The following is a 24,518-nucleotide window of genomic DNA, read 5'->3' on the forward strand; positions in this document are numbered from 1 at the left end:
AACCCGGCTTCGATCCATTAGACGCGCGATCCGCGCCGTTGGCAAGGCAGGCAACGGCCGGCAGGGGGATCGCGTATGCTGGCGGGCTGACCTCCTGCAGCAAGGACGACACAAGGACAACATGAAGCCTGACGCCAGACTCACCACCGGCCCCATCGGCCGCACGCTGCTGCTGTTTTCGCTGCCGGTGCTCGGCAGCAATATCCTGCAGTCGCTCAATGCCTCGATCAACTCGGTCTGGGTCGGGCGCTTTCTGGGCGAGGCGGCGCTGACAGCCACGTCGAACGCCAATATCATCCTGTTCTTCCTGCTGGGCGTAGTGTTCGGCATCAGCATGGCCAACACCATCATGATCGGGCAGGCGGTCGGCGGGCGCGACCTGGACGAGGCGCGCCAGATCGTCGGCACCAGCACCACCTTCTTCGTGCTGCTGTCCGTGGCCGCGTCGGTCTTCGGCTTCATCTTCACGCCGGACATCCTGGCGGCCATGCAGACCCCGCAAGACGCCGCGCCGCTGGCGGTGACCTACCTGCGCATCATCTTCGTCGCGCTGCCGTTCATGTACTTCTACAACTTCGTGATGATGACGCTGCGCGGCGCGGGCGATTCGCGCACGCCGTTCTACTTCATGCTGTTGTCGGCGGTGCTCGACGTGGTGCTCAACCCGGTGCTGATCTTCGGCGTGGGCCCGCTGCCGGCACTCGGCATTGCCGGCTCGGCGCTGGCCACGCTGATCGCGCAGTTGACGAGCCTGGTTGCGATGATCGCGCTGCTCTACCGCCGCCGCCATTTCCTGTTGCTGCACCGCGGGCAACTGGCCCTGCTGCGGCCGGACCCGGCCATCCTCCGCGCGCTGGTGGCCAAGGGGCTGCCGATGGGCCTGCAGATGGTGGTGATCTCGTCCTCGGCGATCGTGATGATGTCGCTGGTCAACGGCTATGGTTCGCAGACCACCGCCGCCTATGGCGTTGCCTCGCAACTGTGGACGTATGTGCAGATGCCGGCATTGGCGGTGGGGGCGAGCGTTTCGTCCATGGTTGCGCAGAACGTGGGCGCGGGCCTGTGGCTGCGCGTAGCGCGCATCACGCAGGTGGGGCTGCTGTTCAACACGCTGATGACCGGCGCGCTCGTGGGCCTGATCTACCTGTTCAACCGCCACTCGCTCGGCCTGTTTCTCGGCACCGACAGCGTGGCCATCGGCATCGCGCAGCACATCAACGTGGTGGTGCTGTGGTCGTTCATCCTGTTCGGCTTCACCATCGTGATCTTCGGTACCGTGCGTGCCACCGGTGCCGTGATGGCGCCACTGGTCATCCTGTTCCTGTCGATGTGGGTGATCCGGCTGCCCTTTGCGTGGGGCCTGGGCAAGAGCTGGGGCGCGGAGGCGATCTGGTGGAGCTTTCCGCTGGGGTCCGTGGTGTCGGTCGTGCTGGCCGGAGGCTACTACCGCTTCGGCAACTGGCGCGCGAGCCATATCCTGCCGGTACCGCCGCATGCGCCCGAAGCAGTGGGGCAGGCCCCCGACACGAGCATGGGCACACCGTGCGAAGACGCCGGCCCGGTGGCCGACGCGGACGAACCGCCGCCCCGTACCGTGGAAACCGTACGTTGAAAGCCAATCGAAAGATCGGCGTGGCATCGTTGCGTCCGTTGCCGGTTTCCGTGGCAACGGACGCGTTCGCCCGCGTGCTTGCGGGCGATGTCTGCACGCGCAAGATTTTCTTCCAAATACCGCGCCGATGCCGGATGGCAACGGCGTGCGTCTGCCTTTCCTGACTCTCCTTTCAAGCACTGCCCGGCATCGAAAAAATACATCATGTTGTGATGTATTTGGTCACATACGCAAGCGCTGGCTTGCCTCGTTCGCGGTGCATTGGTGAATACCCCTAATCGAAGACAAATGAAAGGCGGCTGAAAGATCGCGTCTCTAAGGTTCCGGTCAACCGTCGGGGCATGCGCTTGCATGCGGCAGTTCGCGCGGCAGAGCCAGCGCGCGGAACCGGCAAGGGATTTCGTGAACTTTGAGGAGAATCGTTTTGCGCATACGTAGCCAAAAGGACTTTGCCTCCGGCCTGATGTTCATTCTGGTCGGTCTGGGCTTTTCCTGGGTCGCACGCGGCTATTCCATGGGAACCGCCGCGAAGATGGGCCCCGGATATTTTCCGTTCCTGCTCGGGCTGGTGCTTGCCGTGCTGGGCGGGCTGGTGATGCTCTCGTCGCTGTCCAGCAAGGGCGAGGAAGACCACCTCGCGCGCTGGGACCTGAAGACCCTGCTGTGGATTCTGGGTTCGGTCGTGCTGTTCGGCCTGCTGCTCAAGCCGCTGGGCATGGTGCTTTCCGTGTTCGTGCTGGTGCTGGTCTCGTCGATGGCCAGCCACGAGTTCAGCTGGAAGGGCGCATTGCTCAACAGCGTGGTGCTCGTGCTGATCAGCCTGGGCGCCTTCGTGTATGGCATCAACCTGCAGATGCCGGTGTGGCCTGCATTCATCACCGGTTAAGGGAGCGCCGAGATGGAATTGTTCGAACACCTTTCACTGGGATTCTCCACAGCGCTGTCGCTGCAGAATCTCGCCTATGCCTTCCTGGGCTGTGTGCTGGGTACGCTGATCGGCGTGCTGCCGGGCCTGGGGCCCCTGGCCACCATCGCCATGCTGCTGCCGGTGACCTACACGCTGCCGCCGGTGGCCGCGCTGATCATGCTGGCCGGCATCTACTACGGTGCACAGTACGGCGGCTCGACCACCGCCATCCTGGTGAACCTGCCCGGTGAATCGTCGTCGGTGGTGACTACCATCGATGGCTACCAGATGGCCCGGCGCGGACGCGCCGGCGTGGCGCTGGCCACATCTGGCCTGGGTTCGTTCTTCGCCGGCTGCGTGGCCACGCTGATCCTGGCCGCGTTTGCCACGCCGCTGTCGGAACTGGCTTTCAAGTTCGGTCCCTCCGAGTACTTCTCGCTGATGGTGCTCGGCCTGATCGGTGCCGTGGTGCTGGCCTCGGGCTCGCTGTCGAAGGCCGTGGCGATGATCGTGCTGGGCCTGCTGATGGGCCTGATCGGCACCGACGTGAACTCGGGCGCGGCGCGCTTCTCGTTCGACGTGCCGGAACTGACCGACGGCATCGACTTCGTCGCACTGGCGATGGGCATGTTCGGTTTCGCGGAAATCATCGCGAACCTCGAGCAGAAGGAATCCCGCGAAACCTTCACCGACGCGGTCACCAACCTGTGGCCGACCAAGGAAGACTTCAAGCGCATGGCGCCTGCCGTCTTGCGCGGCACGATGCTGGGCTCGGCGCTGGGCATCCTGCCGGGCGGCGGTGCGGCACTGGCTTCGTTCGCGGCCTACTCGCTGGAGAAGAAGACCTCGAAGTATTCGCACGAATTCGGCAAGGGCGCTATCGAAGGCGTGGCCGGTCCGGAATCGGCCAACAACGCCGCGGCCCAAACCTCGTTCATCCCGCTGCTGACGCTGGGCATTCCGCCCAACGCCGTGATGGCGCTGATGGTCGGTGCGATGACCATCCACAACATCCAGCCCGGCCCGCAGGTGATGACCAGCAACCCGGCGCTGTTCTGGGGCCTGATCGCCTCGATGTGGATCGGCAACCTGATGCTCATCATCCTGAACCTGCCGATGATCGGCATCTGGGTGAAGCTGCTGACCGTGCCGTACCGCTTCCTGTACCCGGCCATCCTGGTGTTCTGCGGCATTGGCGTGTACTCGGTCAACAACCAGACCTTCGACGTCTTCATGGCGGCTGGCTTCGGCGTGGTCGGCTACCTGTTCCTGAAGCTCAAGTGCGAACCGGCGCCGCTGCTGCTGGGCTTCGTGCTGGGGCCGATGATGGAAGAGAACTTCCGCCGTTCGCTGCTGCTGTCGCGTGGTGACTTCAGCGTGTTCGTGACTCGCCCGCTGTCGCTTGGCCTGCTGGTCGCCGCTGCGGCGCTGGTGGCGGTGGTGGCGCTGCCGTCGATCAAGGCCAAGCGCGAAGAGGCGTTCCAGGAAGAGTAGCCCCCGGCGCTCCGGAACTACGCCGCCCCGGGGCGGCGTACACGACGCAAGCATTCGGGGTGCCTTCGTGCACCCCGCTTTTCCTTGCAGCGGCGGAAGCCTCCGTACGCAACGATGGCTGAAGAAGAGAGTGCCCGACTGCGGCAGCAGTCATGGGCCGCGCATGATGAACAGGAATTCCGCTCCGGCCCTTCACCGGATCCATGCATTCCGGTGTAGTGGGGTGGGAGCTTCGCCGGCGCCGATGAAACCGCCTTCCCTTGACCGGGTCTTTTCCCGGATTTTCATCCTCAAGCTCGTGCATGCGAGCCCGTCGACGGTGATGAACCTGGTCGACCGGCTGCGCGAATACGGCATCGAACTGAACATCCGCTCGCTGCGGCCGATCCTGCGCAGCCTGATGATCGCGCGTGCGATCACGGCCGAACTGGTCGAAGGCAGCGGCCGGGTGTATTGCATCACCGACAGCGGACGCGACGAGTTGGATCGCTACCTGTCCCATCTCGATATCCTCAAGCGCGACGGCAGCGCCGACGGCTGACACCGCCGCATCCGCAGACAATAAAAATGGGCCCGCTGCTGCGGGCCCGTTGCGTTTCAGGGCGGCGACGCGGCCACCGGCTTACTGCTGCGTCACCAGTTCCAGGCCGGCCTGCGACTCGTCATTGCCGCGTGCAACCAGCACCTTGATGCGGTTAGGCAGCGTAGCCTTGATGCCATCCACGGGAAGGGTCGTGATCAGCCAGTCGGCGTTGTTGTCCAGCGTCAGCGCGCCGGAATCGAAGATCACGGTTTTGCTGCCGGCGGTCGTGATACGCAGCCGGTAGGTGCCCCCGTTCAGGTTGATCGAATCCTGGCCGGAGGCAGGCACTGCCGATTTGAACGCCACGGCTGAGAACGTCGGCGTGATGGTGTTCAGGTCAGCGGCTGGCACGGTCACGTAGATGTCCACGTTCTGCGCATTGAACGATGCGTTCAGTGCCCTGACACGCGCCTTGTCCGAGAACAGGCCTACTTCGAACGGGTCATCGATCTGTATCACGTCCGCGGCGCTTTCGCTGCCCGGCATGGCCACCACCGTGTACTTGTGGCCCGTGTGGGTGTTCACGGTCGCCTTGCCGAGTTCCGTGCTGGTGTTGGCTACGTTGAACGCGAACAACTGATTGCCTTCCTCGACGTTGAAGTAGGTCGATACGAACTTGTACGGCTCGTTCAGGAGGTTAGTCTTCACGCCGTTCTGCAGTACGTCGACGTTCGGGCCGCCCGGTATGGCATGCATCACGCGCACCGTGGGTTTGCTGACGCCTATGCGGTCACCGATGTCATCGTCGCCACCGCCACACGCGGTGAGTGCCGCGGTGGCGGCGAGTGCGAGACCCAGGATAAGGCTGGTCTTTGAGCGGAGCATGGAGTCACCTCTTTCCGTTGCGTTGCATTGGGGCGAGCGACAGCACGGCCACGGTTGCGCGGCGGCCGCGTGGGCTGGGCATGCCATCAGGCTGGTGGCGCAATCACGTGATTGCGTGTGGCCTTGATGCAACGATAGGAAGGAACTCTGGAGGGAGGCAGGCGCGGGTATCCGAAATCGGTGTCGGAGAATTCCCACAGGGGGAGGTTCCTGGCGGCACCACGATGCGGCGATGCGCGGCAGGGTACTGTCATCCCGGAGCCGATTCAACGCTGCCCGCCAGTCCGGGGCCGGCCGTTGCAACGCTGCATTGGCGCACGGCCGGTTTTCCGGAAGCGCTTGCTTTTTCCATGGTTTTCGTCACACTTCCAGAATCGCAGATCTGGTAACAATGTCGATAATCGCAAATGGGGCAGGGATGGTGGCCAAGTCGGGGGCGAAGGCGGCTGGCGCTTCGCCAGACGGGGAGACCGATCCGCTGACTGGGGTCGGGAATCGTCCGGGATTCCTAAAACGGCTGGAGGCGCGCCTGCATAGCGAGGCAGTGCCCCGTTGCGCATTGCTGCTGATCGGCATTGACGATTTCCGCGCCTTCAACGACATGCACGGCCATGCCGAGGGCGATCTGATCCTGCAGGGCGTGGCACGCCGGCTGCGCGACGCATCGCCGCGCGATGCCGTGATCGCCCGCATCGGCAGCGACGAGTTCTCGGTGCTGCTGCCGTCTATCTCAGACCCGACCCTCGTGCGGCACGTTGGCGCCGCCATTCTTTCCATGCTTTCCGTCCCGCACGAGTACAGCGGGCGCCGCCACCACGTGCTCGCCAGTATCGGCGCCTGCGTGATGCCCGCCGCCGGTGATCTCGCGTCGGACGCGCTCGCGGCGGCCAGCCTGGCGCTGGCCCGCGCCAAGCACGATGGCGGGCGCACCATCCGGTTTTTCAAGCCGCAGATGCGGCAGGATGTGACCACGCGGTTGTCGCTGGTCCAGGCGCTGCACGAGGCGTACGCGCAGCGTCAGTTCGAACTGCACTACCAGCCCCAGGTCGACCTGCGCGATGGCCGCATCATGGGGGCCGAGGCGCTGCTGCGCTGGCGCCACCCGACGCGCGGCCTGCTCCCGCCGGCCAGCTTCATCGATGCGCTGGCGGCCAGCAGCGTGGCCAGCGACGTCGGCATGTGGCTGCTGCAGACGGCTTGCGCGCAGGCGCGCGCGTGGTCGCTGACCCTGCCGCAGGCGCCGCGCGTGGCCATCAACCTGTTCGCGGCGCAACTGGCCGAAAGCCGTCTGGTGACCGAGGTGCGCCATGTCTTGCGTGCCCTGGAACTGCCGCCCGCCAGCCTGGAGATCGAGATCACCGAAACCATCGCCCTGCAGCAGGGCGACGAGGTGTCCGACCAGCTCCAGGCGCTGCGCCGCGACGGCGTGACCCTGACCTGCGACGATTTCGGCACGGGCTACGCTTCACTGAGCTTCCTCAAGTCGTTCCCGGTGGACCGGCTCAAGATCGACCAGTCCTTCGTGCGCAACGTGACGCAGGACCCGGTGGATGCCGCCATCGTCCGCTCCGTCATCAACGTCGGGCAAAGCCTGCAGATCGGGGTGGTGGCCGAAGGCGTGGAAACGGTCGAGCAGCGTGAATTCCTGCTGGCTAACGGCTGCTGGGAGGCGCAGGGCTACCTGTATGGCCGTCCCATGCCAGCTGAGCGCCTGACAGAGCACTTGCGCGAACAATCGGATTACTGACGGCTGGCCCCCTGGATCGGCGCCTGAGCCGTTACAGGAAGACGGCGCCGCCAGTCGAGTTGTTTCCGCCTTTGACCGCCGGCCGCGCTGCCGGGGGCATCCGCGCCGCGATTCCCCGCCCCCGTCCGGCTTCGCCGGCACAGTACCCGCCGGCCGCGCCGCAGCCGGGAGAAATACGCGCTTACAAAGTCTTGTCCGCGCCGGACTCTCCGGGGCGTTGGGCCATGTATGGTGACATCAGGGTGGCCGCCGGCCGCCACGGGCCCGCTCTCCAAGTTCTTCGAATCCATGTTTCGCTTCCCTCCGCCTGACCGCATTTCCGCCGTCCGCCGCCGTAGCCTGAAGGCCCGGGGCACGCCCTGGCTGCCCATGCTGGCCGTGACTGCCGGCCTGGCCCTGACCTTTGCGCCGTGGCCCGGACAGGCCCAGCCGTCGCCGCTCGGCGAACCGGGGGCGCAGGTGGAGCAGGCCGACCCGCCGTCACGCGTGGCGACATTGACCGATGCGGCGGGCAACCTCAGCTTTGCCCCTGCCGGCTCGGACGAATGGGCTGCGGCCGGCCTGAACCGGCCCATCACCACCGGCGACCGCCTGTGGGTGGACAACGGCGGCCGTGCCGAAGTGCACGCCGGCACCGTGGCCATCCGCCTCGGGAGCGCGACGGCGGTCAGCGTGCTCAACCTGGACGACAACGCCACCCAGGTCAAGCTCACGCAGGGCACGCTGCAGTTGCGGGTGCGCGCCTTGCCGCCGGACCAGCCGGTCGAAATCGATACGCCCAACCTGGCGTTCGTGCCGCGCGAGCCGGGCGACTACCGGCTGGACGTGGCGCCCGACGGCAGTACCACGACGGTGACCATGCGCCACGGCCGTGCCGCCATCTATGGCGAAAGCCGTTCCCTTGAGATGAACCGTGGCGAACGCATGCGTTTCGCCGGGACCGACCTGGCCGATGCCGGCCCGGGCGACCTGCCGCCGGAGGACGATTTCGACCGTTGGACCGCCTCGCGCGATGCGCGCGAAGACGCTTCGGCCACGGCCCGCTACGTGCCGCGCGACATGCCCGGCTACGCCGCGCTGGACGGCTATGGCGACTGGCAGGAAGACCCCGGCTATGGCGCGGTCTGGTTCCCGACTGTCGTGGCTACAGGCTGGGCGCCGTACAGCACCGGTCACTGGGCCTGGGTTGCGCCCTGGGGCTGGACCTGGATCGATGACGCGCCCTGGGGGTTTGCGCCATTCCACTACGGACGCTGGGCCTACATCGGGCACCGCTGGGGCTGGGTGCCGGGCCCGCGCGTGCCGCGGCCGTGCTACGCGCCGGCGCTGGTCGGCTTCGTGGGGGGCGCGGGCGCCAACTGGAGCGTGCGCGTGGGCGGCGGGCCTGGCGTGGCCTGGTATCCGCTCGGTCCGCGCGACGCCTATCGGCCCGTGTATCGTGCCAGCCCGGCCTATGTCACGCGCATCAACCGGGTGGCGGTCAACAACATTACCGTGGATAACCGCTTCCGGCGCGAGCAGCGCCTGAACCGCGACGTGCCGGGCGCGATCAGCGGCATGCCCGCTCGCAACTTCGTCGAAGGCCGTCCGGTACCGCGCAATATGCGCGGCAATGAATGGCGCAACCTGCCGCACGGCGAGGCCCGCGGTGCGCCGCCGGTGGCGCCGGTCAAGGGCAGCCTGCTGGGCGCGGCGCCGGCCCGCCAGCTTCCGCCGCAGGCGCGCCAGGGGTTCGATCGCCAGGCCATTGCCGCGCGCCCGCCCGGACAGCCCGCGCGTGATGACCTGGCCCGGCGCTTTGCCCGCGAAGGCGGTGTGGTGGCGGGTGCCGGCCCCGTATGGCGTGGCGGCGAAACGCGGCCGCGAGGCATGGGTGCGCATGGGGCGCCGAACGTGCGCATGAGCCAGGCCGCGCCATCCGCACGGCCCGGCATGCCGCCGCCGCGCCAGGACGAGAACGCCGGGCGCCGGCCGCCTGCCGGTGGCGAGCGCGGGGCTCCGGCGATGGGTGGCGACAGCTGGCGCGGCAATGGCCGCGGCCTCACCACGCGTCCCGACCAGGCGCAGGGGCTGGTCCAGTCGCCCGACGGGCAGCGCCAGGCGCAGGACCTGCAGCGCCAGCAGCAACAGTCGATCCAGCGGCAGCAGATGGAGCAGCAGCGCCAGCAGCAGGAGCAGCAACGGCAGGGCGCCGACCTGCGGCGCCAGCAGCAACAGGCGCAGGAACGCCAGCAATGGGACCAGCAACGCCAGCGCCACGACGCGCAAGACCAGGCGCAGTCGATCCAGCGGCAGCAGCAACAGTCGATCCAGCGGCAGCAGATGGAGCAGCAGCGCCAGGCGCAGGACCAGCAGCGCCAGCAATTCGAGCAACGCCGCATGACGGAGTCGCAGCGGCAGCAGGCCGATCAGCAGCGCGAGCAAATGGAGCAGCAGCGCCAGCAGGCGGAGCGCCAGCGGCAGATGGCTGACCAGCAGCGACAGCAGCAGGCCATCCAGCGCCAGCAGGCCGAACAGCAGCGCCAGCAGGTGGAGCGCCAGCGCCAGATGCAGGATCAACAGCGCCAGCAGATGGAGCAGCAGCGGCAGATGGTCGAGCAGCAACGCCAGCAGCAGGCCATCCAACGCCAGCAGATGGAACAGCAGCGCCAGATGCAGGAGCAACAGCGGCGGGCACAGGAACAGCAGCGTGCCGCACAGGAGCAGCAGCGCGCGATGCAGGAGCAGCAACGTGCCATGCAGGAGCAGCAGCGCCGCCAGCAGGACCAGCAGCGGCAGATGCAGGAACGCCAGCGGCAACAGCAACAGCAGCAACAGCAACAGATGGACCAGCAGCGCCAGCAGCAGCGCGCGCAACATGGCCGCGGGCAGATGGACGCCCGCAACGGCCCGCACGACGGAGATCGCCGCCAGTAGCGCTGGCGGGGATGCAAACGCAACGCGGGCCATCAGGACATGGCCTGATGGCCCGCGCCAGTCCGCGTGCGGTGGGTTGCCGCGCTATCGGGCCAGTGACTTCGCCGCTTACCTGGCCACGCTTACCTGGCCACGCTTACTTGGCCAGTTCCGACAGGCGGACCGGCGAGATCTTGCCGTTCTGCACCCAGCCCACCACCGTGTCGGCAACCGACCCGCCCTTGGCATCGATGCCATCCACCTCGTTCGGGTTGACGTCCTTCGGCAGCGCCTTGACGGCGTCCGGCATCTTCGCGCGGATGGCGGCGGCGTCGCTGGTGGTGCCGGCCAGCTTCATCGCGCCGGCCAGCGCATACACCATGGTGTAGTTGAGCGACATCTCGGTCGTGGCGTCGCGTCCGTCATGCAGCTTCTTGTACTTGGCATTGAAGTTCTGCGCGGCCGGGCGGCCGTCATTGACCAGCGGCAGCACGCCGATCGAGCCCTCCAGCATGCCCATGCCGTTGGTGACCTTGGCCATCTCGTCCATCTTGGCCTGGTCCATGATGATGAAGCCGCCCTTGAAGCCGAGTTCACGCGCCTGTTTCACCACCAGTGCGGTCGGCTCGGACGGGCCCCCGACGAACATCACGTCCGGCTTGTCGGTGATGGCACGCGACACGCCGCTGTAGAAGTCGGTGGCCTTGGTATAGGACATCGGGTTGTTGCCGACGACCTTGCCGCCCGCGCCTTCCCATGCCGGAACGAAGGCCTGCACCCAGGCCTTGGCGTAGTCGTGGTCCGCCGGCGCCAGCGCCACGTTCTTGCCGTAGCGCTTCATCTGCGCCTTGACGAAGGGCTCGATGTAGCCGGTGTACGCGGGCGGGATGCGGATGGTCAGTTTGTTGCCGGCATCGGTGATGCGCGGCACGCTCGAATAGGCCATGACCAGGAACTTCTCCTGCTCGTTGAAGGCCTGCAGCGCGAAGATGCCGCCCGAGTGCGGCACGAACACGGCCGGCGTCTTGTGCTGCTGCACCAGGCGGCGCGCGTTGATGGCGGCCTCGGCGGGCGAGTACTTGTCGTCGAGTGCCACCACTTCCAGCTTCACCTTCTTGCCCTTGACCTCCAGGCCGGCGGCGTTGATCTCGTCCACGGCCATCTGCACGCCGGACAGCACGTTCTTGCCGTACAGCGCGGCGCCGCCCGACAGCGGGCCGGTGTAGCCGATCTTGACGACCTCCTGGGCCAGTGCGGCGCCAGAGGCCAGCATGGCGGCAACGGCGGTGGCGGCCAGCGGGAAGATGCGGCGGAAGGTCCTGTTCTGCATGTCTGTCTCCTCTTTGGATTTCTACAGCGCTTGTCTTGCTTCGTAGGAAAGACGGCTGACTAGCCGCCGATATAAGCCTTTCGGATGCCCTCATCCTTGAGCAGCGAATCGCGGTCGCCTTCCATCACGATGCGTCCGCCTTCGATCACGTAGGCCCGATGGGCGATGCCGAGTGCCGCGTATGCGTTCTGTTCCGCCAGCAACACCGTTGTCCCCGCGCGGTTGATACGCTGAATGATCTCGAACATCTGCTTGACCACCAGTGGCGCCAGCCCCAGCGAAGGCTCGTCGAGCAGCAGCGCGCGCGGGCGGCTCATCAGCGCGCGGCCCAGCGCCACCATCTGCTGCTGTCCGCCGGACAGCGAACCCGCGGGGTCGTCCTTCTTCTGGCGCAGGATGGGGAACATCTCGTACACCTCTTCGAGCGTCTTGCGCATGCCGGCCGAATCGCGGCGGTGCACGTAGGCGCCCAGCGTCAGGTTCTTCTCCACGCTCATGGCCGGGAAGAGCTTGCGGCCTTCCGGGCAATGCACGAGCCCGGCCTGCACGATCTGCGACGGCTTCATGCCCGACAGCTCGCGGCCATCGAAGCGCATGCTGCCGCCGCTGATGCGGTGGATCGCGCTCATCGCCAGGAAGATCGAACTCTTGCCGGCACCGTTGGCGCCGAGCAGCACCACCAGTTCGCCGGCACCGGCATGCAGGGTGATGTTGTCCAGGGCGCGGAAGCTGCCGTACGACAGCGAGACGCGTTCAAGCTGCAACATGGTCGGCTCCCAGGTAGGCTTCGATGACATGCGGATCCTGCTGGATCTGTGCGGGCGTGCCTTCGGCGATCTTCTCGCCGTAGTTCAGCACCATGATCTTGTCGGCCAGGCGCATGATCATGTCCATCTTGTGTTCGATCAGGCAGACCGTCTTGCCGTGGCGGACCATCTTGCGGATCAGTTCGGCCAGACCCACGGTTTCCTCCGGATTGACCCCGCCGGCGGGCTCATCGAGCAGCAGCAGTTCCGGGTCGGTCGCCAGCGCCAGGGCAAACGCCACGCGCTTGCGCGCTTCCTGCGTGATGTCGGCGGCGATCTCGTGGGCCAGGTGTGTGAGGCCGACGAAGTCGAGCGCGGCCTCGGCCTTCTCGCGGCACAGGCGCTCTTCCTCGCGCAGGCGGCGCGTGTTGAACAGCACGTCGCCGAGGCCCGAGCGCGTGCGCAGGCGGTGGCCGACGATCAGGTTGTCCAGCACCGTGGCGCGGTCGAACAGCGCGGTGGCCTGGAACGTGCGCGCTACGCCGAGCCGCGCGATCTGGTCGGCGCGCAGGCCGGCCACGTCCTGGCCCTTGAACAGAACCTGGCCGGAACTCGGTGCATGGGTGCCGGCGATCAGGTTGAAGAACGTGGTCTTGCCTGCACCGTTGGGGCCGATGATGGCGTTGATATGTCCTTGCTCGAAGGTCACGGAGACATCATTGACCGCGGTCAGGCCGCCAAATTTCTTCGTCAGGTTGCGGATCTCAAGCATGGTCGGCTCCGGCGCGAGTGGCTACAGGGGCGGCAGGGGATGCGGCGGGCTGGCGGTTGCCGCGGCGCGCAGCAGCAGCCTTGCGCGCCTGCTTCTTCAGCCAGGAGCCGACGATGCCGTCCGGGAAGAAGATGATCAGCAGGATCAGCACCGGGCCGAACACCAGCATGCGGTAGTCCTGCAGGAACTGCAGCGTCTGCGTGACCCATGGCACCAGCACCGCGCCCAGGAGCGGCCCGAACAGCGTGCCGGTGCCGCCGACCAGCATCGCCATCACCATGTCGAAGGTCAGGTCGGTGCGTGCGATGTCAGGGCCGAGGAAGCGCACCTGGCCTGCATAGAGCGCGCCGGCAAAGCCCGCGTAGCCGACCGACAGCACGAACGACAGCACCTTGGTGCGCATCAGGTTGATGCCCAGCGCTTCGGCCAGCGCGTCGCTGTTGCGCACGGCCATGAAGCTGCGGCCCAGCAGCGAGGTGACGATGCGGTGCATCAGGAAGGTGCCCACCGCCAGGAAGGCCAGCACCAGGTAGTACTGTGCCGGCACGCTGTCGAAAGCGACGGGGCCGATCGCGGCCGGCACCGGGATGCCGATCAGGCCCACCGTGCCGTGCGTCAGGCTTTCCCACTTTTCGATCAGCAGGTAGATGATGTAGCCGATGCACATCGTGAAGATCGAGAAGTAGTGGCCCTTCAGGCGTAGCGACACCAGGCCCACGAAGTAGCCGACCACCATGCACACCACGCCCGACAGCGCGAAGGCCAGCCAGAACGGCACCTGATGGTCCACGGTCAGGATGCCCAGCGTGTACGCGCCGATGGCCATGAAGCCGCCGTGTGCAAGATTGAGCTGGCCGGTGTAGCCCGTAATCAGGTTCAGGCCCAGCGTGGCGATGGCGTAGATGAACGCGAGCGTCATCACGGTCAGGTAGTAGCTGTTGGGGGTGATCAGCGGAAACGCGATCGCCATTGCCAGCAGCAGGATCCAGCCGGTCTTTCCTTGCAGTGCTTTCAACATGCCGTACTCCTCAGGCCGCCTTGCCGGCGAACAGGCCTTGTGGCCGGATCGACAGGATCACCACCAGCAGCACGAAGGCGATGATGTCCTTGTAGTCGGTGGAAACGTAGAAGCCGCCGAAGCTCTCGGCCATGCCGATGATCAGCCCGCCGGCAATGGCCCCCGGAATGCTGCCCATGCCGCCGAGGATGATGATGACGAAGGCCTTGGTGATGACCAGGTTGCCCATGCTCGGGTAGACCAGGTTGATCGGCGCGTAGAGCGTGGCGGCGATGGCGGCCAGCGCACCCGAGATGGCAAAGACCAGCAGCGTCACGCGCGTGGCGTCGATGCCAACCAGCGCGGCGCCTTCGCGGTTCTGTGCCATGGCCATGATGGTGGCACCGGTCATGGTGCGCGTGAGGAACACGTGCAGCAGCACCATCAGCGCGAATGCCGCGGCGATGATCAGCAGGCGCTGCAGCGGGGCGGTCAGGCCGAACAGGTCGACCACCTGGCCGTAGGGCGTCGGCATGCGGTGGAAGTCCGCGCCCCACAGCGCCTGCGCGCCGGCCTCCAGGAACAGCAGGATGCCGATGGCCGCGATCATGTCGTGCAGCTCGGGCGCGTTGCGCAGCGGGTGGAACACCAGCCGGTCGGCCAGCATCGACAGCATTGCGACGACGACGGCCGCGCCCAGCATCGCCAGCCAGTAGTTCACGCCGAACGATGTCATCAGGAAGTACGAGACGTAGGCGCCGGCCATGTAGAACGCGCCGTGCGCGAAGTTCGGCACGTGCAGGATGCCGTAGACCAGCGTCAGGCCAAGGGCCACCAGGCTGTACACGCCGCCCAGCGTCAGGCCGTTCAGGATCTGTTGAAGGAACAATGCCACAGGCTCACCTCGTGCGGTTCACGAAACAGGACACGCGCCGGCCACTAGCGGGCGCGCGGATTCACGGCAGCGGCCGGGGCTGCCGCGCATGCGGAAGCGGGGATCAGTCGAGGGTCTGGGCCGCGGCAACCGGTGCCGGGTCCTGGGCGGCGCGGCGCGCCGGTCGAGCGTCGTGTTCGCGGACGGGTGCGTACTGCTGGTGTTGCATGGTTCGTCTCCTATGCGATGCGGTCTGCGCTGTTGCGCCGCGGTGCCGGTCGTGGCCGGCGACGCCGTTGCGGGGAAGGGTGATTTTTCCCGCACGGTCGTTCGTTTTCATCGACTTTTGCATAGGGCCGAAGGGCCAGTCAAGGAAACCCGCCCGGTATTCCGCAGAGCGAAATAGTCGGGCGCCATGGGATCCGTGGAGGGCACCGGGTCTAGAGGTAATCCCTGACCGGCATGCACGGCACGGGATGCATGCACCACTCTGATGCGATCACAGGGACGGGCACACACCATCCATGGCGCCTATGACCCCTATGTTTTCGCTAAATAGTCGGGCCCGGCTGGCGCGGGAACTGGTATCTAGTCAGGCAGGACAACCCCCAGCCTTGCATGAAGCGCTCGACTTCCATCCCGGCACCGCCGCCCGATGCCGCCCACGTGATGCCGGCCATGCCCTGTCGCGCCGCGGAACCGGCGGAGGACCGCAACTTCGTCACCGCGCTCGCGCGCGGCATGGAGTTGCTGCGCGCGTTCGGCCCCCATGACGACTACCTGGGCAATGCCGAGCTGTCCCGCCGCACCGGCATTCCGCGGCCCACCGTGTCGCGCCTGACCTATACGCTGGCCTCGCTGGGCTACCTCGCCTACATCGAATCGATGGAGAAGTACCGGCTCGGGCAGGGCGCGATGGTGCTGGGGCATCGCTACATTTCCGGCGCGGGCATCCGCGAGATTGCGCAACCGCTGATGCAGTCGCTTGCGTTCGCCACCGACTGTACCGTCGCGCTGGCCATGCCCGACCGCCATGCGATGGTCTACCTGGAATCGTGCCAGCCGCGTGGCGCGCTCGTGATCCGGCTCACGCCGGGCGCGCGGCTGCCGATGGCGACATCGGCCATGGGGCGCGCCTGGCTGGCGGGGCTGGACAGCGCGCACCGCGAAGCCGCGCTGGCCGAACTGGAGCGCCACTACGGCACCCGCTGGGCGCCGGTGCGCAGCAAGATCGAGCGTGCGCTGCGCGACCATGCGCGGCGCGGCTTCTGCCTGGCCCATGCCGAGTGGGACCGCACGGTCAGCGGTGCCGCGGCGCCGCTGCGGCTCGAAGGCAGCGGCGAGGTGCTGGCGCTGAACATCGGCGGCGCCGCGACGCGGCTGTCGCCCGAAATCCTGGAAAGTAACCTGGGCCCGCGTATCCGCGAACTGGCGCAGACGCTCCAGGCGCGGCTGTGGCAGGCCGGTGCCGGGCGGCAAGGACCGACACGTACGGCGTCGGCACCGGCTGACGCGCGTGAAGCAAACTGAGCGAACAGAGAAGAGGAGACAACGCATGCAAGTCAAAGACAAGACCGTCGTCGTGACCGGCGCCGCCACAGGCATCGGCCGGGCCCTGGCCCTGGCGTTTGCGCGGGCCGGCGCGCGTGGCGTGGCCATCGCCGATCTGAATGCCGCTGGTGCCGCCGAGGTAGCGGCCGAGACGCAGGCGGCAGCACCCGGATGCCAGGTGTTCGCGCAGGCCGTGGACGTGTCCGATGCCGCCGCCGTGCAGGCCCTGACCGACGAGGCGACGCGCCGCTTCGGCCAGGTCGATGTGTTTTGTTCCAACGCCGGCATCATCGTGCGCAAGGGCCTCGATGCCAGCGCCGAAGAGTGGCAGCGTATCTGGGACATCAACGTCATGGCGCACATCCATGCGGCCAAGGCGGTGATGCCGCAGATGGTGGCGCGCGGCGACGGCTACTTCGTCAATACCGTATCTGCCGCCGGGTTGCTGTCGCAGATCGGATCGGCGCCGTATGCGGTGACCAAGCATGCCGCCATTGGCTTTGCGGAATGGCTGTCGATCACCTATGGCGACCGCGGCATCAAGGTCAGCTGCATCTGCCCGCAAGGCGTGCAGACCAATATGCTGTTCGGCGAGAAGGGCGAGCGCAAGGGATTCCTGCAGGAAGGTTCCGTCACGCCTGAACATGTTGCCGCCGCCACGCTCGAAGGCATTGCCGACGAACGCTTCCTGATCCTGCCGCACCCTGAAGTGTTGGAATACTATCGCCGCAAGGGACAGGACTACGACCGCTGGCTGCGCGGCATGCGTCGCCTGCAGGAGAAGGTCATGCAGGAGTTCGGCGGCATTGCGGTCTAGTTTTCGGGGATTTTCTGATGGGAACAGCCGGGGCTCACGCAGGTGTCGGCGCAGCCGGCGGGGCTTTGTCTTGGCAATGACTGTGTCGTCGTTCTTGGCAGGCGTGGCTGTTTCGCCGGCGTAGCCGGCGACCTACTTCTTGTCCGAGCGACAAGAAGTAGGCAAGAAACGCGTCGCCTGGCGGCTGGCCATCAACGGTGCGCTTCTATAGTTCGAGCGGCGTTGGTTTCGCGATGCTTGGTTGCCCGTTCGACCCTGCTACGCATAGTGAGTCAGAACCTGTGCCTGACGTGAACCGGCTTTTGTACGATCCCCAAGTTGGACTCGGGTACAGCGTTCCAATAGCCTCAGTGGTGGGACGCCTACGGCTGCGCTGCGCGCACGTCCAAGTCGGTAGGCGACCGCATCAGTCTCGCTGGCGCCACGAGATCCTCTTCTTTACCGCGCGCATGGCACATGCGCCAAGCGCTTCGTTACTACGGCGCAGTTCGGGCTAGACCTTCGTGCCCCGACTACTGAATGCGCGCAGCGCAGCCGTAGGCGTCCATGCGATATCGCTGTTAGCAGGGACCACTCCGTAATCCGGGTTCGCTCGTACGCCCTGTCCCATCCTAATCATCTACGCGGCAGGCAGTCTGGTTATGCCACTGGACCGTCAGCACGTCGGCCCTTCGTCCACCACGAAAACGCGTTTTTGGTTACTTTGGTCGCGAGACAAAAGTGACTCGCCGGCTACGCCGGCGAAACAGCCACGCCTGTCAAGAGCGACAACCCAATCATCCCCTCCCCCCCAGCATTCCGCCAGAGAATCCTACTTGAGCGCGCCCACGGTGAAGCCTGCCACGAAGCGGTCAAGGAACAGGTTGTAGAGCAGGGCCACCGGCACGCTGACGATCAGGCACGCGCCCATCAGCGAGCCCCAGAAGTAGACGTCACCGCGCACCAGGAAGGTTGGCACGCCCACGCTGACGGTGTACTGCGAAGAGCTGGTGATGAAGGTGAGCGCATAGACGAACTCCTGCATCACTAGCGTCAGCGTGAAGATGACCACGGTCAGGATGCCCGCGGAGGACAGCGGCACCACCACTTTCAGGAAGGCGCCGAAGCGGCTCAGGCCATCCATCATCGCCGCCTCTTCGATGTCGCGCGGCACCGCCTTGAAGAATCCCATCATCAGCCAGGTGCAGAACGGCACGGTGAAGCCGGGATACACCAGCACCAGCGACCATAGCGAGTCTTGCAGCCCGAGCGTGCCGACGATGCGCGAGAACGGGATGAACAGGATCGTCGGCGGAATCAGGTAGGTCAGGAAGATGGCGATCGCCAGTTGCCGGCCGTGCCTGCCGGACAGGCGCGCCAGGCTGTAGCCGGCCGGCACCGCCAGCGCCAGCGTGATCAGCACGACCAGCACGCCTACCAGCAGCGTATTGAACAGCCAGCGCAGGTACTGCGTGTCCTGGAACAGTATGCGCAGGTTTTCCAGCGTGGGCGGCTGGTTGAACAGGAAGGGATTGTTGGCGGTGTTGATCAGGTCGTGCACGTCCTTGAAGGTGGTCACCAGCATCCAGTAGAACGGGAACGCGCAGAACGCGGCAAAGGTGGCCAGCGTCAGGAAGGCGAGCGCGCGTGCGCCGCGCGTGCGCCAGCGCGGCCCGAGCCATCTGCTCGGCGCGCCGCCCGGGGCGACGCTGTTGGGAATCAAGGCGGCCATGTCAGGTCACCTCGGCGCGGTGGGCCACGGTCAGCAGCAGGACCACCACGGCCACCAGCAGCGGGAACAGGAACAGCGAGATGGCAGCGCCCTCGGCCAGGTCGCCGCCCTGGATGCCGGTGAAGAAGGCCAGGCTTGCCAGCACCTGGGTGGTGTCATAGGGGCCGCCCCGCGTGAGCACATAGATGATGATCATGTCGGTCAGCGTGAAGACGATGCCGAACAGCAGCGCCACCAGCATCACGGGCATCAGCAGCGGCACGTCGATGCGGAACAGGCGCCGCCAGAAGCCGGCGCCATCCATGGCGGCGGCGTCGTGCAGGTCTTGCGGGATGCCTTGCAATCCGGCCAGGATGATCACCGTGGCTAGCGGCAGCAGGCGCCAGACGTCGACCACGATGACCGATGCCATGGCCAGCCCGGGCTGCCCCAGCCATACCGGCCAGACGCCGGGGCCGAACACGCCGAGCGCCCGCATGGTCCAGTTGATGATGCTGTAGACCGGGTCGAAGATCCACAGCCAGCCGATCGAGCCCAGCGAGATCGGCGCCACCCAGGGCAGCAGGATCAGCAGGCGCACCAGCCATTTACCGGGAAAGTCATGCACCAGCGCCAGCGCCAGGATCTTGGCCAGCACCACCACCAGCACTTGCGACACCAGCGTGAAGACCAGCGCGTTGCGCAGCGAGCGCCAGAACGTCGTGCTGTGCACGATGCGTCGGAAATTCTCCAGCCCCACGAATTGCAGGGTCTGACTGCCGACGGTGGCGTCGGACAGGCTGTACCAGATCGACAGCAGGAACGGGAAACCCAGCAGCAGCGCAATGTACAGCAGCGCAGGCGCCAGCATCAGCGCACCGAGCCAGCGCTCCTCGCGCGCAGCGCGGACGGTGCTGCCGCGGCCGTGGGCGAGAGTGGCGGACAGTGGCGTATTCATGGCGAGGCGGTATCCAGGCTCGCGCCGGATCCGGCATCGAAATGGCGCAGGTCCGCGCGCCGCACCGCGAACGGGTGGCGCGTCCCCGCCTGCAGCGCCACGCTGACCGTGCAGGGGATCCGCGAGATGACTTTCACCGGTGGGTTTGGCGGCTCCAGCAGCCCGTACACCAGGCGGTCGGAGCCCAGGTTCTCGATGCGGACGATGTCCAGCGGGTAGTCCTGCAGCGGCTCGTCCGCTGCAAAGGCCTCGCGCGGCAGGAAATGCTCGGGCCGGAAGCCCGTTTCGACCTTGCCCGCGGCGACCAGGTTCATCGGCGGCGAGCCGATGAAGGTGGCGACGAAGCGGTCGGCCGGCCGTTCGTAGACCTCGGCCGGCGTGCCGAGCTGATGCATGTGCCCGCGGTCGAGCACCGCGATGCGGTCGCCCAGCGCCAGGGCCTCGATCTGGTCGTGGGTCACGTAGATGGTGGTGGTGGCCAGGCGGCGCTGGATCTGCTGCAGCTCCTCGCGCGCCGAGGTGCGCAGCTTGGCGTCGAGGTTGGAGAGCGGCTCGTCCAGCAGGAAGGCCACCGGGTCGCGCACCACGGCCCGGGCCAGCGCCACGCGCTGCCGCTCGCCGCCGGACAGCTGGCGCGGCTTGCGCGCCAGCAGGTGGTCGATGCCGAACAGCGCGGCTGCCCACCGGACCTTTTCGTCCACGAGCCCGTGCGGCATACGCCGGGCCTCGAGCGGAAAGGCGATGTTGGCGGCCACCGTGAGGTGCGGGTAGAGCGCGTAGCTCTGGAACACCATGGCCATGTTGTGCAGCCGCGGCGGCAGGCCGGTGACGATGCCGCCGTTCACCAGCACGTCGCCGGAGGTGGGCGTCTCCAGCCCGGCAATCATGCGCAGCAGCGTGGTCTTGCCGGAGCCGGACGGGCCCAGCAGCACCAGGAACTCGCCCTCGCGCACGGCCAGGTCGATGCCGTCGACGGCGTTGGCGCCGTCAAAGCGCTTGGTGAGGGCGCGCGTTTCGACCGTGGCCATGGTGCGTTGGTGCAGAGGCAGTGCCGGCGTTCATACCAGCCCCTTGGCCCGCCATTTGGCAAAGATCCGCTTGCAGGCGGCTTCGGCATCGCGGATGGCATCCTCCGGCTTGGCGTCGCCGGTCGCGGCCCGGGCGAACATGGTGTTGAGCACCCAGGTGTTGAAGATCTCGTCGATGGCCGCGTTCGCGTGGCCCGGATAGCCGACATTGGTGGCCTGCACCATCAGGTTGCCCAGTACGCGGTACTTGTCGCGTGGCTTTGCCTTGGCGTCGTCGTCGATCAGCTTCTTCAGGTCCGGCACGGTGCTGGTGAAGCATGGAAAGTTGTAGAACTCGCTGGCCACGAAGCCTTTGTGGAAGTTGTCGATGTAGTCCACCAGGAACTGCTTGGCGCCCTCGATGTTCTCGGCGAATTTCCAGATCACGTAGCAGTCCATCACGTGTTCCAGGCAAATGCGCTGTGACGGTCCGCGCAGGGCCTGGGTCAGCCATATGCCGGGCGTGATGGGCAGTTTCTTGTTTTCGCCCTCGCGCGTGATGGAAATGGCATTCAGGCACAGGGAGATCTTGCCCGCCAGCATGGCCCGGTTGTTCGAGGAGGCGTCCCAGGCCAGCACCTCCGGCGTCATGGCATCGTGATACAGCGCGCGCACGAACTTGACCGCTTCGAGCGTATTGGGCGAATTCAGCACCACGTTGCCGCGCTCGTCCTGCACCGAGCCGCCATAGGCATAGAGAATGGTGCGCATGGCCATGGCGGTGTCCAGCTCGGCCGACAGGCCGATGCCAACCGGGATGCCCTTGGACTGCTTGATACGGCGCCCGGCCGCCAGCACGTCGTCCCAGCTGTCCGGCGCCTTCATGCCGGCCTCATCCCAAAGGTCCTTGCGGTAGTTGACCGGATCCGGCACGAAACTGTCGGAGAAGGCGAAGTACTTGCGTGTCTTGGGGTTGAGCGTGCTGCGGACCGCCAGTTCCACCGGCTTGCCATGCTTGCGCTGGCATTCCTCATAGATTTCGCGGTGGTCGATCACCTGCTCCTCGTACACCGGCGGCGGGGACAGGAACATGAAGAGGTCGTGCCCTTTCTGCGCCGAGACCTCGGCCGCGGCGCGCGTGGCCAGCGCCGGAATACCGACATGGTCGACGATGACGTCGGTGTCGTGGCGCTGTCCCCATTCCTTGACATAGGTGCCGTCGAACCACGTGTCGTAGCCCGGCACGAAATGGTTCCACTGAAGGATCTTCAGTGTCCGCTTGGCGGCGGCATGCACGGGACGGGGCCGCGCCAGCGTGCCGAGCTCGGCGGCCAGGGCCGCCGCCGCGGCAGCGCGCAGCACACGGCGGCGTGCCAGGCTGGTGAGGGTGCTGGTGGACGCGGGCCGGCGCAGGTATTGGGCCCTGGCAAGGCGTGCCTCGTTCTTCATGGTCATGGCTGCCTCCGTGGTATGGGAAGCAGGGCACGTGCGCCCGGTCCGTCCGGCTGCACCCGGAGGGCGCACATGCCTGCCTCACTCAATGAGGATGGAAACTGGCGTGGCCAGCGCAATCCGGCGTGCCGGGCATCGGTGCATGGGAAGCAAGGCCACATGCCGCCGGATACTGCGGCGCATCAAACGGTGCTGGCGCCGCCGCCGGTACCGTCAGCGGTACACCAGCACAGGGATGCGGCTGTGCGTGAGTACCTTCTGCGTCTCGCTGCCGATCAGTACCCCTTGCAGGCCGCGCCGCCCGTGCGACGCCATCACGATCAGGTCGCATCCCTTGTTCTGGGCGGTGTTGATGATGGCCTCGTAGGGATGGTCGTGGATGACCGACACGGTGTCGCAAGCGACGTTGGCCGCGGTGGCCTCGCTGGCCATCGTGTCCAGGTAGTCCTCGACGGCCTTGGCGGCTTCATGCGTGTACTGTTCGCGTGTGCCGGCCAGCATCTCGACCTGGTAGGTGTAGGTGTGGAAATCGGGAATCACCCGGAGCGCCGTGACACGGGCCCCGGCGTCGCGGGCGAAGGCGATTCCCTGGCGGAACGCGGATTCGGAAAGGGGCGAACCGTCAACAGGGAGCAGCAGGTGCTGGAACATAGCGGCCTCCAGTCAAGCAAGGCGGCACTCCCCCCGGTCTGGTGCCCGGCACCGGCGTGACCGCAACCGGCGCCATCGATTCAGTATAGGGCACAGACCAGCGTCAGGCGTCAGGTTCGGCGGTTGTGTGCGCGCGCGGGGCGGGGCCGGCATCGCGCAAGCGGCTCAGGCTGATGACAGCACCGAGCGCCGCCATGCCCACCGCCACATACAGCGCCATCCGCGCCGCGCCGGTCTCGTCCAGGCCGAACAGCAGCGCCACCACGGCGGTGCCGGTGGTCTGGCCCAGCAGCCGGGTGGTGGCCTGCGCCCCGCTGGCACCGCCGCTGCGCTCGGGTGGCGTGGCGCCGATCATGGCGCGGTTGTTGGGCGACTGGAACAGGCCGAAGCCCAGCCCGCACATGGCCATGCGCCAGGCGATGTCCAGGCTGCCGGCACCGGGCCCCAGCAGCGCCAGGCCCAGCAGGCCCGCCGCCAGCAGCGCCAGCCCGACGCCAGCCAGGATGCTGGCGGGGTAGCGGTCCGACAGCCGGCCGGACAGCGCCGCCATGAGCGCCACCGTCAGCGGCCAGGGCGTGATCAGCAGCCCGATTTCGTGCAGGGACCGGCCCAGCTGGTATTCGAGATAGAACGGCAGCGCCACGAAAGACAGCATCTGCGTCATGAACGAGCAGAACGACGTGCCGACTGCCAGCGTGAAGGCACGGCTGGCGAAGAGGTCCACCGGCACGAGCGGCGCCGGGCGGCCGCGCTGGCGCCGCACCAGCAGCCAGCCCAGCACGATTGTGGCGCCCACCGCGGCGGCGCCGGCGCTGCGCAGCCCCGCGTGGCCGAGGCCGTCAACCCCCAGGATGAACAGCCCGAATACCACGGCCGACAGCATCGCGCTCGGGTAGTCGAACTCATGCGGCTGCGGCGCCGTGGCTGGCAGCGCGCGGCGGCTCAGCGCCAGGGCGAAGATGGCCACCGGCACGTTGACGGCAAACAGCCATTGCCAGCTGGCCAGCGACAGGATCAGCGCCCCCAGCGACGGACCCACCGCAGTGGTCACGCCGACCACCAGCGCGTTCAGCCCGATGCCGCGGCCCAGGCGCGTAGGCGGATAGATGTAGCGCACCAGCGCCGTGTTCACGCTCATGATGCCGGCCCCGCCCAGGCCTTGCAGCACGCGCGCCGCCACCAGCATGGGCAGGTTGACCGCCAGCGCGCACAGCAGCGATCCCACCAGGAAGGTAGCCAGGCCCGCGCGGTACACGCGCTTGTAGCCTAAGATGTCGCCCAGCGACGACAGTGGCAGCAGGCATACCGTGACGGTCAGCTGGTAGGCGTTTACCACCCAGATGGTGCTCGACGGCTCGGACTGGAGCTGGCGTGAGATCGATGGCAGCGCGATATTCGCGATGGAGCCGTCCAGGACGGCCATGATCAGGCCGCAGAAGACGGTGACGATGGCCCAGGTTCGCTGCGGCTGGGGAAGGCCTTGATGTGACTGCATGCGGGAAACAAGGGCGGCAGAGGCCGCAAGGGCGCGCCCGAGGGACCGGGCGCGGCGCCGTCATTATCGGCGCGTGGGGCGTTGCCCGCAAATGCGCGGAATGTGGTAGGCGTTT

The 24,518-nt window shown here is 66.7% G+C and carries 21 protein-coding genes; 8 read left to right on the top strand and 13 right to left on the bottom strand.

Going from position 1 to position 24,518, the window contains the following annotated elements; translation table 11 throughout:
* Positions 1 to 121: 121 nt before the first annotated feature.
* The 4 genes from LDO29_RS07590 to LDO29_RS07605 all read left to right on the top strand — a co-directional run bounded on the left by LDO29_RS07590 (position 122) and on the right by LDO29_RS07605 (position 4,554).
* Entirely contained in the window at positions 122 to 1,612 is a 1,491-nt protein-coding gene (locus LDO29_RS07590) for an MATE family efflux transporter (protein ID WP_224079186.1), read from the top strand.
* A gap of 424 nt (positions 1,613 to 2,036) precedes the next feature.
* The gene (locus tag LDO29_RS07595; RefSeq protein ID WP_224079187.1) at positions 2,037 to 2,498 is read left to right on the top strand and encodes a tripartite tricarboxylate transporter TctB family protein; all 462 of its coding nucleotides are present in this window, start codon (positions 2,037 to 2,039) and stop codon (positions 2,496 to 2,498) included.
* A gap of 12 nt (positions 2,499 to 2,510) precedes the next feature.
* The gene (locus tag LDO29_RS07600) at positions 2,511 to 4,013 is read left to right on the top strand and encodes a tripartite tricarboxylate transporter permease (protein WP_224079188.1); all 1,503 of its coding nucleotides are present in this window, start codon (positions 2,511 to 2,513) and stop codon (positions 4,011 to 4,013) included.
* A 244-nt stretch (positions 4,014 to 4,257) separates the two neighbouring features.
* Entirely contained in the window at positions 4,258 to 4,554 is a 297-nt protein-coding gene (locus LDO29_RS07605; protein WP_224079189.1) for a helix-turn-helix transcriptional regulator, read from the top strand.
* 81 nt (positions 4,555 to 4,635) lie between these two features.
* Here LDO29_RS07605 and LDO29_RS07610 read toward each other — a convergent pair whose 3' ends face one another.
* Positions 4,636 to 5,421, bottom strand: a complete 786-nt coding sequence (locus LDO29_RS07610) for a DUF4397 domain-containing protein (protein WP_224079190.1) — start codon at positions 5,419 to 5,421, stop codon at positions 4,636 to 4,638.
* Positions 5,422 to 5,839: 418 nt separating this feature from the next.
* On the opposite strand from LDO29_RS07610, the gene LDO29_RS07615 reads away from it, so the two are divergent.
* Complete coding sequence (locus tag LDO29_RS07615; RefSeq protein ID WP_224079597.1) at positions 5,840 to 7,168, top strand: putative bifunctional diguanylate cyclase/phosphodiesterase; 1,329 nt, start codon at positions 5,840 to 5,842, stop codon at positions 7,166 to 7,168.
* Positions 7,169 to 7,456: 288 nt separating this feature from the next.
* Positions 7,457 to 10,084, top strand: a complete 2,628-nt coding sequence (locus LDO29_RS07620; protein ID WP_224079191.1) for a DUF6600 domain-containing protein — start codon at positions 7,457 to 7,459, stop codon at positions 10,082 to 10,084.
* 136 nt (positions 10,085 to 10,220) lie between these two features.
* Here the strand turns inward: LDO29_RS07620 and LDO29_RS07625 are convergent, their stop codons facing one another.
* The 6 genes from LDO29_RS07625 to LDO29_RS07650 all read right to left on the bottom strand — a co-directional run bounded on the left by LDO29_RS07625 (position 10,221) and on the right by LDO29_RS07650 (position 15,122).
* Complete coding sequence (locus LDO29_RS07625) at positions 10,221 to 11,393, bottom strand: ABC transporter substrate-binding protein (RefSeq protein ID WP_224079192.1); 1,173 nt, start codon at positions 11,391 to 11,393, stop codon at positions 10,221 to 10,223.
* Positions 11,394 to 11,452: 59 nt separating this feature from the next.
* Positions 11,453 to 12,160 (bottom strand): ABC transporter ATP-binding protein, encoded by a 708-nt coding sequence (locus tag LDO29_RS07630; protein ID WP_224079193.1) that lies wholly within the window; start codon positions 12,158 to 12,160, stop codon positions 11,453 to 11,455.
* On the bottom strand, positions 12,147 to 12,911 hold the full coding sequence (locus tag LDO29_RS07635; protein ID WP_224079194.1) for an ABC transporter ATP-binding protein: 765 nt from the start codon (positions 12,909 to 12,911) through the stop codon (positions 12,147 to 12,149). Before LDO29_RS07635 ends, LDO29_RS07630 begins: the two co-directional genes overlap by 14 nt.
* On the bottom strand, positions 12,904 to 13,926 hold the full coding sequence (locus LDO29_RS07640; protein ID WP_224079598.1) for a branched-chain amino acid ABC transporter permease: 1,023 nt from the start codon (positions 13,924 to 13,926) through the stop codon (positions 12,904 to 12,906). Before LDO29_RS07640 ends, LDO29_RS07635 begins: the two co-directional genes overlap by 8 nt.
* A 13-nt stretch (positions 13,927 to 13,939) precedes the next feature.
* Positions 13,940 to 14,803 (bottom strand): branched-chain amino acid ABC transporter permease, encoded by an 864-nt coding sequence (locus LDO29_RS07645; protein ID WP_224079195.1) that lies wholly within the window; start codon positions 14,801 to 14,803, stop codon positions 13,940 to 13,942.
* 103 nt (positions 14,804 to 14,906) lie between these two features.
* Positions 14,907 to 15,122 (bottom strand): hypothetical protein, encoded by a 216-nt coding sequence (locus LDO29_RS07650; protein ID WP_224079196.1) that lies wholly within the window; start codon positions 15,120 to 15,122, stop codon positions 14,907 to 14,909.
* Positions 15,123 to 15,400: 278 nt separating this feature from the next.
* Here LDO29_RS07650 and LDO29_RS07655 point away from each other — a divergent pair, with 278 nt between their 5' ends.
* Both LDO29_RS07655 and LDO29_RS07660 read left to right on the top strand, forming a co-directional pair.
* Complete coding sequence (locus LDO29_RS07655) at positions 15,401 to 16,312, top strand: IclR family transcriptional regulator (RefSeq protein WP_224079197.1); 912 nt, start codon at positions 15,401 to 15,403, stop codon at positions 16,310 to 16,312.
* Positions 16,313 to 16,337: 25 nt separating this feature from the next.
* Complete coding sequence (locus LDO29_RS07660; protein WP_224079198.1) at positions 16,338 to 17,150, top strand: SDR family oxidoreductase; 813 nt, start codon at positions 16,338 to 16,340, stop codon at positions 17,148 to 17,150.
* Positions 17,151 to 17,961: 811 nt separating this feature from the next.
* Here the strand turns inward: LDO29_RS07660 and LDO29_RS07665 are convergent.
* The 6 genes from LDO29_RS07665 to LDO29_RS07690 all read right to left on the bottom strand — a co-directional run bounded on the left by LDO29_RS07665 (position 17,962) and on the right by LDO29_RS07690 (position 24,403).
* Complete coding sequence (locus LDO29_RS07665; RefSeq protein WP_224079199.1) at positions 17,962 to 18,861, bottom strand: carbohydrate ABC transporter permease; 900 nt, start codon at positions 18,859 to 18,861, stop codon at positions 17,962 to 17,964.
* 1 nt (position 18,862) lies between these two features.
* Positions 18,863 to 19,798 carry a carbohydrate ABC transporter permease gene (locus LDO29_RS07670; protein ID WP_224079200.1) on the bottom strand — a complete coding sequence of 312 codons (936 nt, stop codon included), beginning with the start codon at positions 19,796 to 19,798 and terminating at the stop codon, positions 18,863 to 18,865.
* Complete coding sequence (locus tag LDO29_RS07675) at positions 19,795 to 20,826, bottom strand: ABC transporter ATP-binding protein (protein WP_224079201.1); 1,032 nt, start codon at positions 20,824 to 20,826, stop codon at positions 19,795 to 19,797. The genes LDO29_RS07670 and LDO29_RS07675 overlap by 4 nt, the downstream gene beginning before the upstream one ends.
* 30 nt (positions 20,827 to 20,856) lie before the next feature.
* Positions 20,857 to 22,260 (bottom strand): ABC transporter substrate-binding protein, encoded by a 1,404-nt coding sequence (locus LDO29_RS07680; protein WP_224079202.1) that lies wholly within the window; start codon positions 22,258 to 22,260, stop codon positions 20,857 to 20,859.
* A 210-nt stretch (positions 22,261 to 22,470) separates the two neighbouring features.
* Complete coding sequence (locus tag LDO29_RS07685) at positions 22,471 to 22,908, bottom strand: universal stress protein (protein WP_224079203.1); 438 nt, start codon at positions 22,906 to 22,908, stop codon at positions 22,471 to 22,473.
* 103 nt (positions 22,909 to 23,011) lie between these two features.
* Positions 23,012 to 24,403 carry an MFS transporter gene (locus LDO29_RS07690; RefSeq protein WP_224079204.1) on the bottom strand — a complete coding sequence of 464 codons (1,392 nt, stop codon included), beginning with the start codon at positions 24,401 to 24,403 and terminating at the stop codon, positions 23,012 to 23,014.
* Between the last annotated feature and the right edge of the window lie 115 nt (positions 24,404 to 24,518).

The organism is Cupriavidus laharis, from assembly GCF_914271435.1.
GTDB lineage: Bacteria > Pseudomonadota > Gammaproteobacteria > Burkholderiales > Burkholderiaceae > Cupriavidus > Cupriavidus laharis.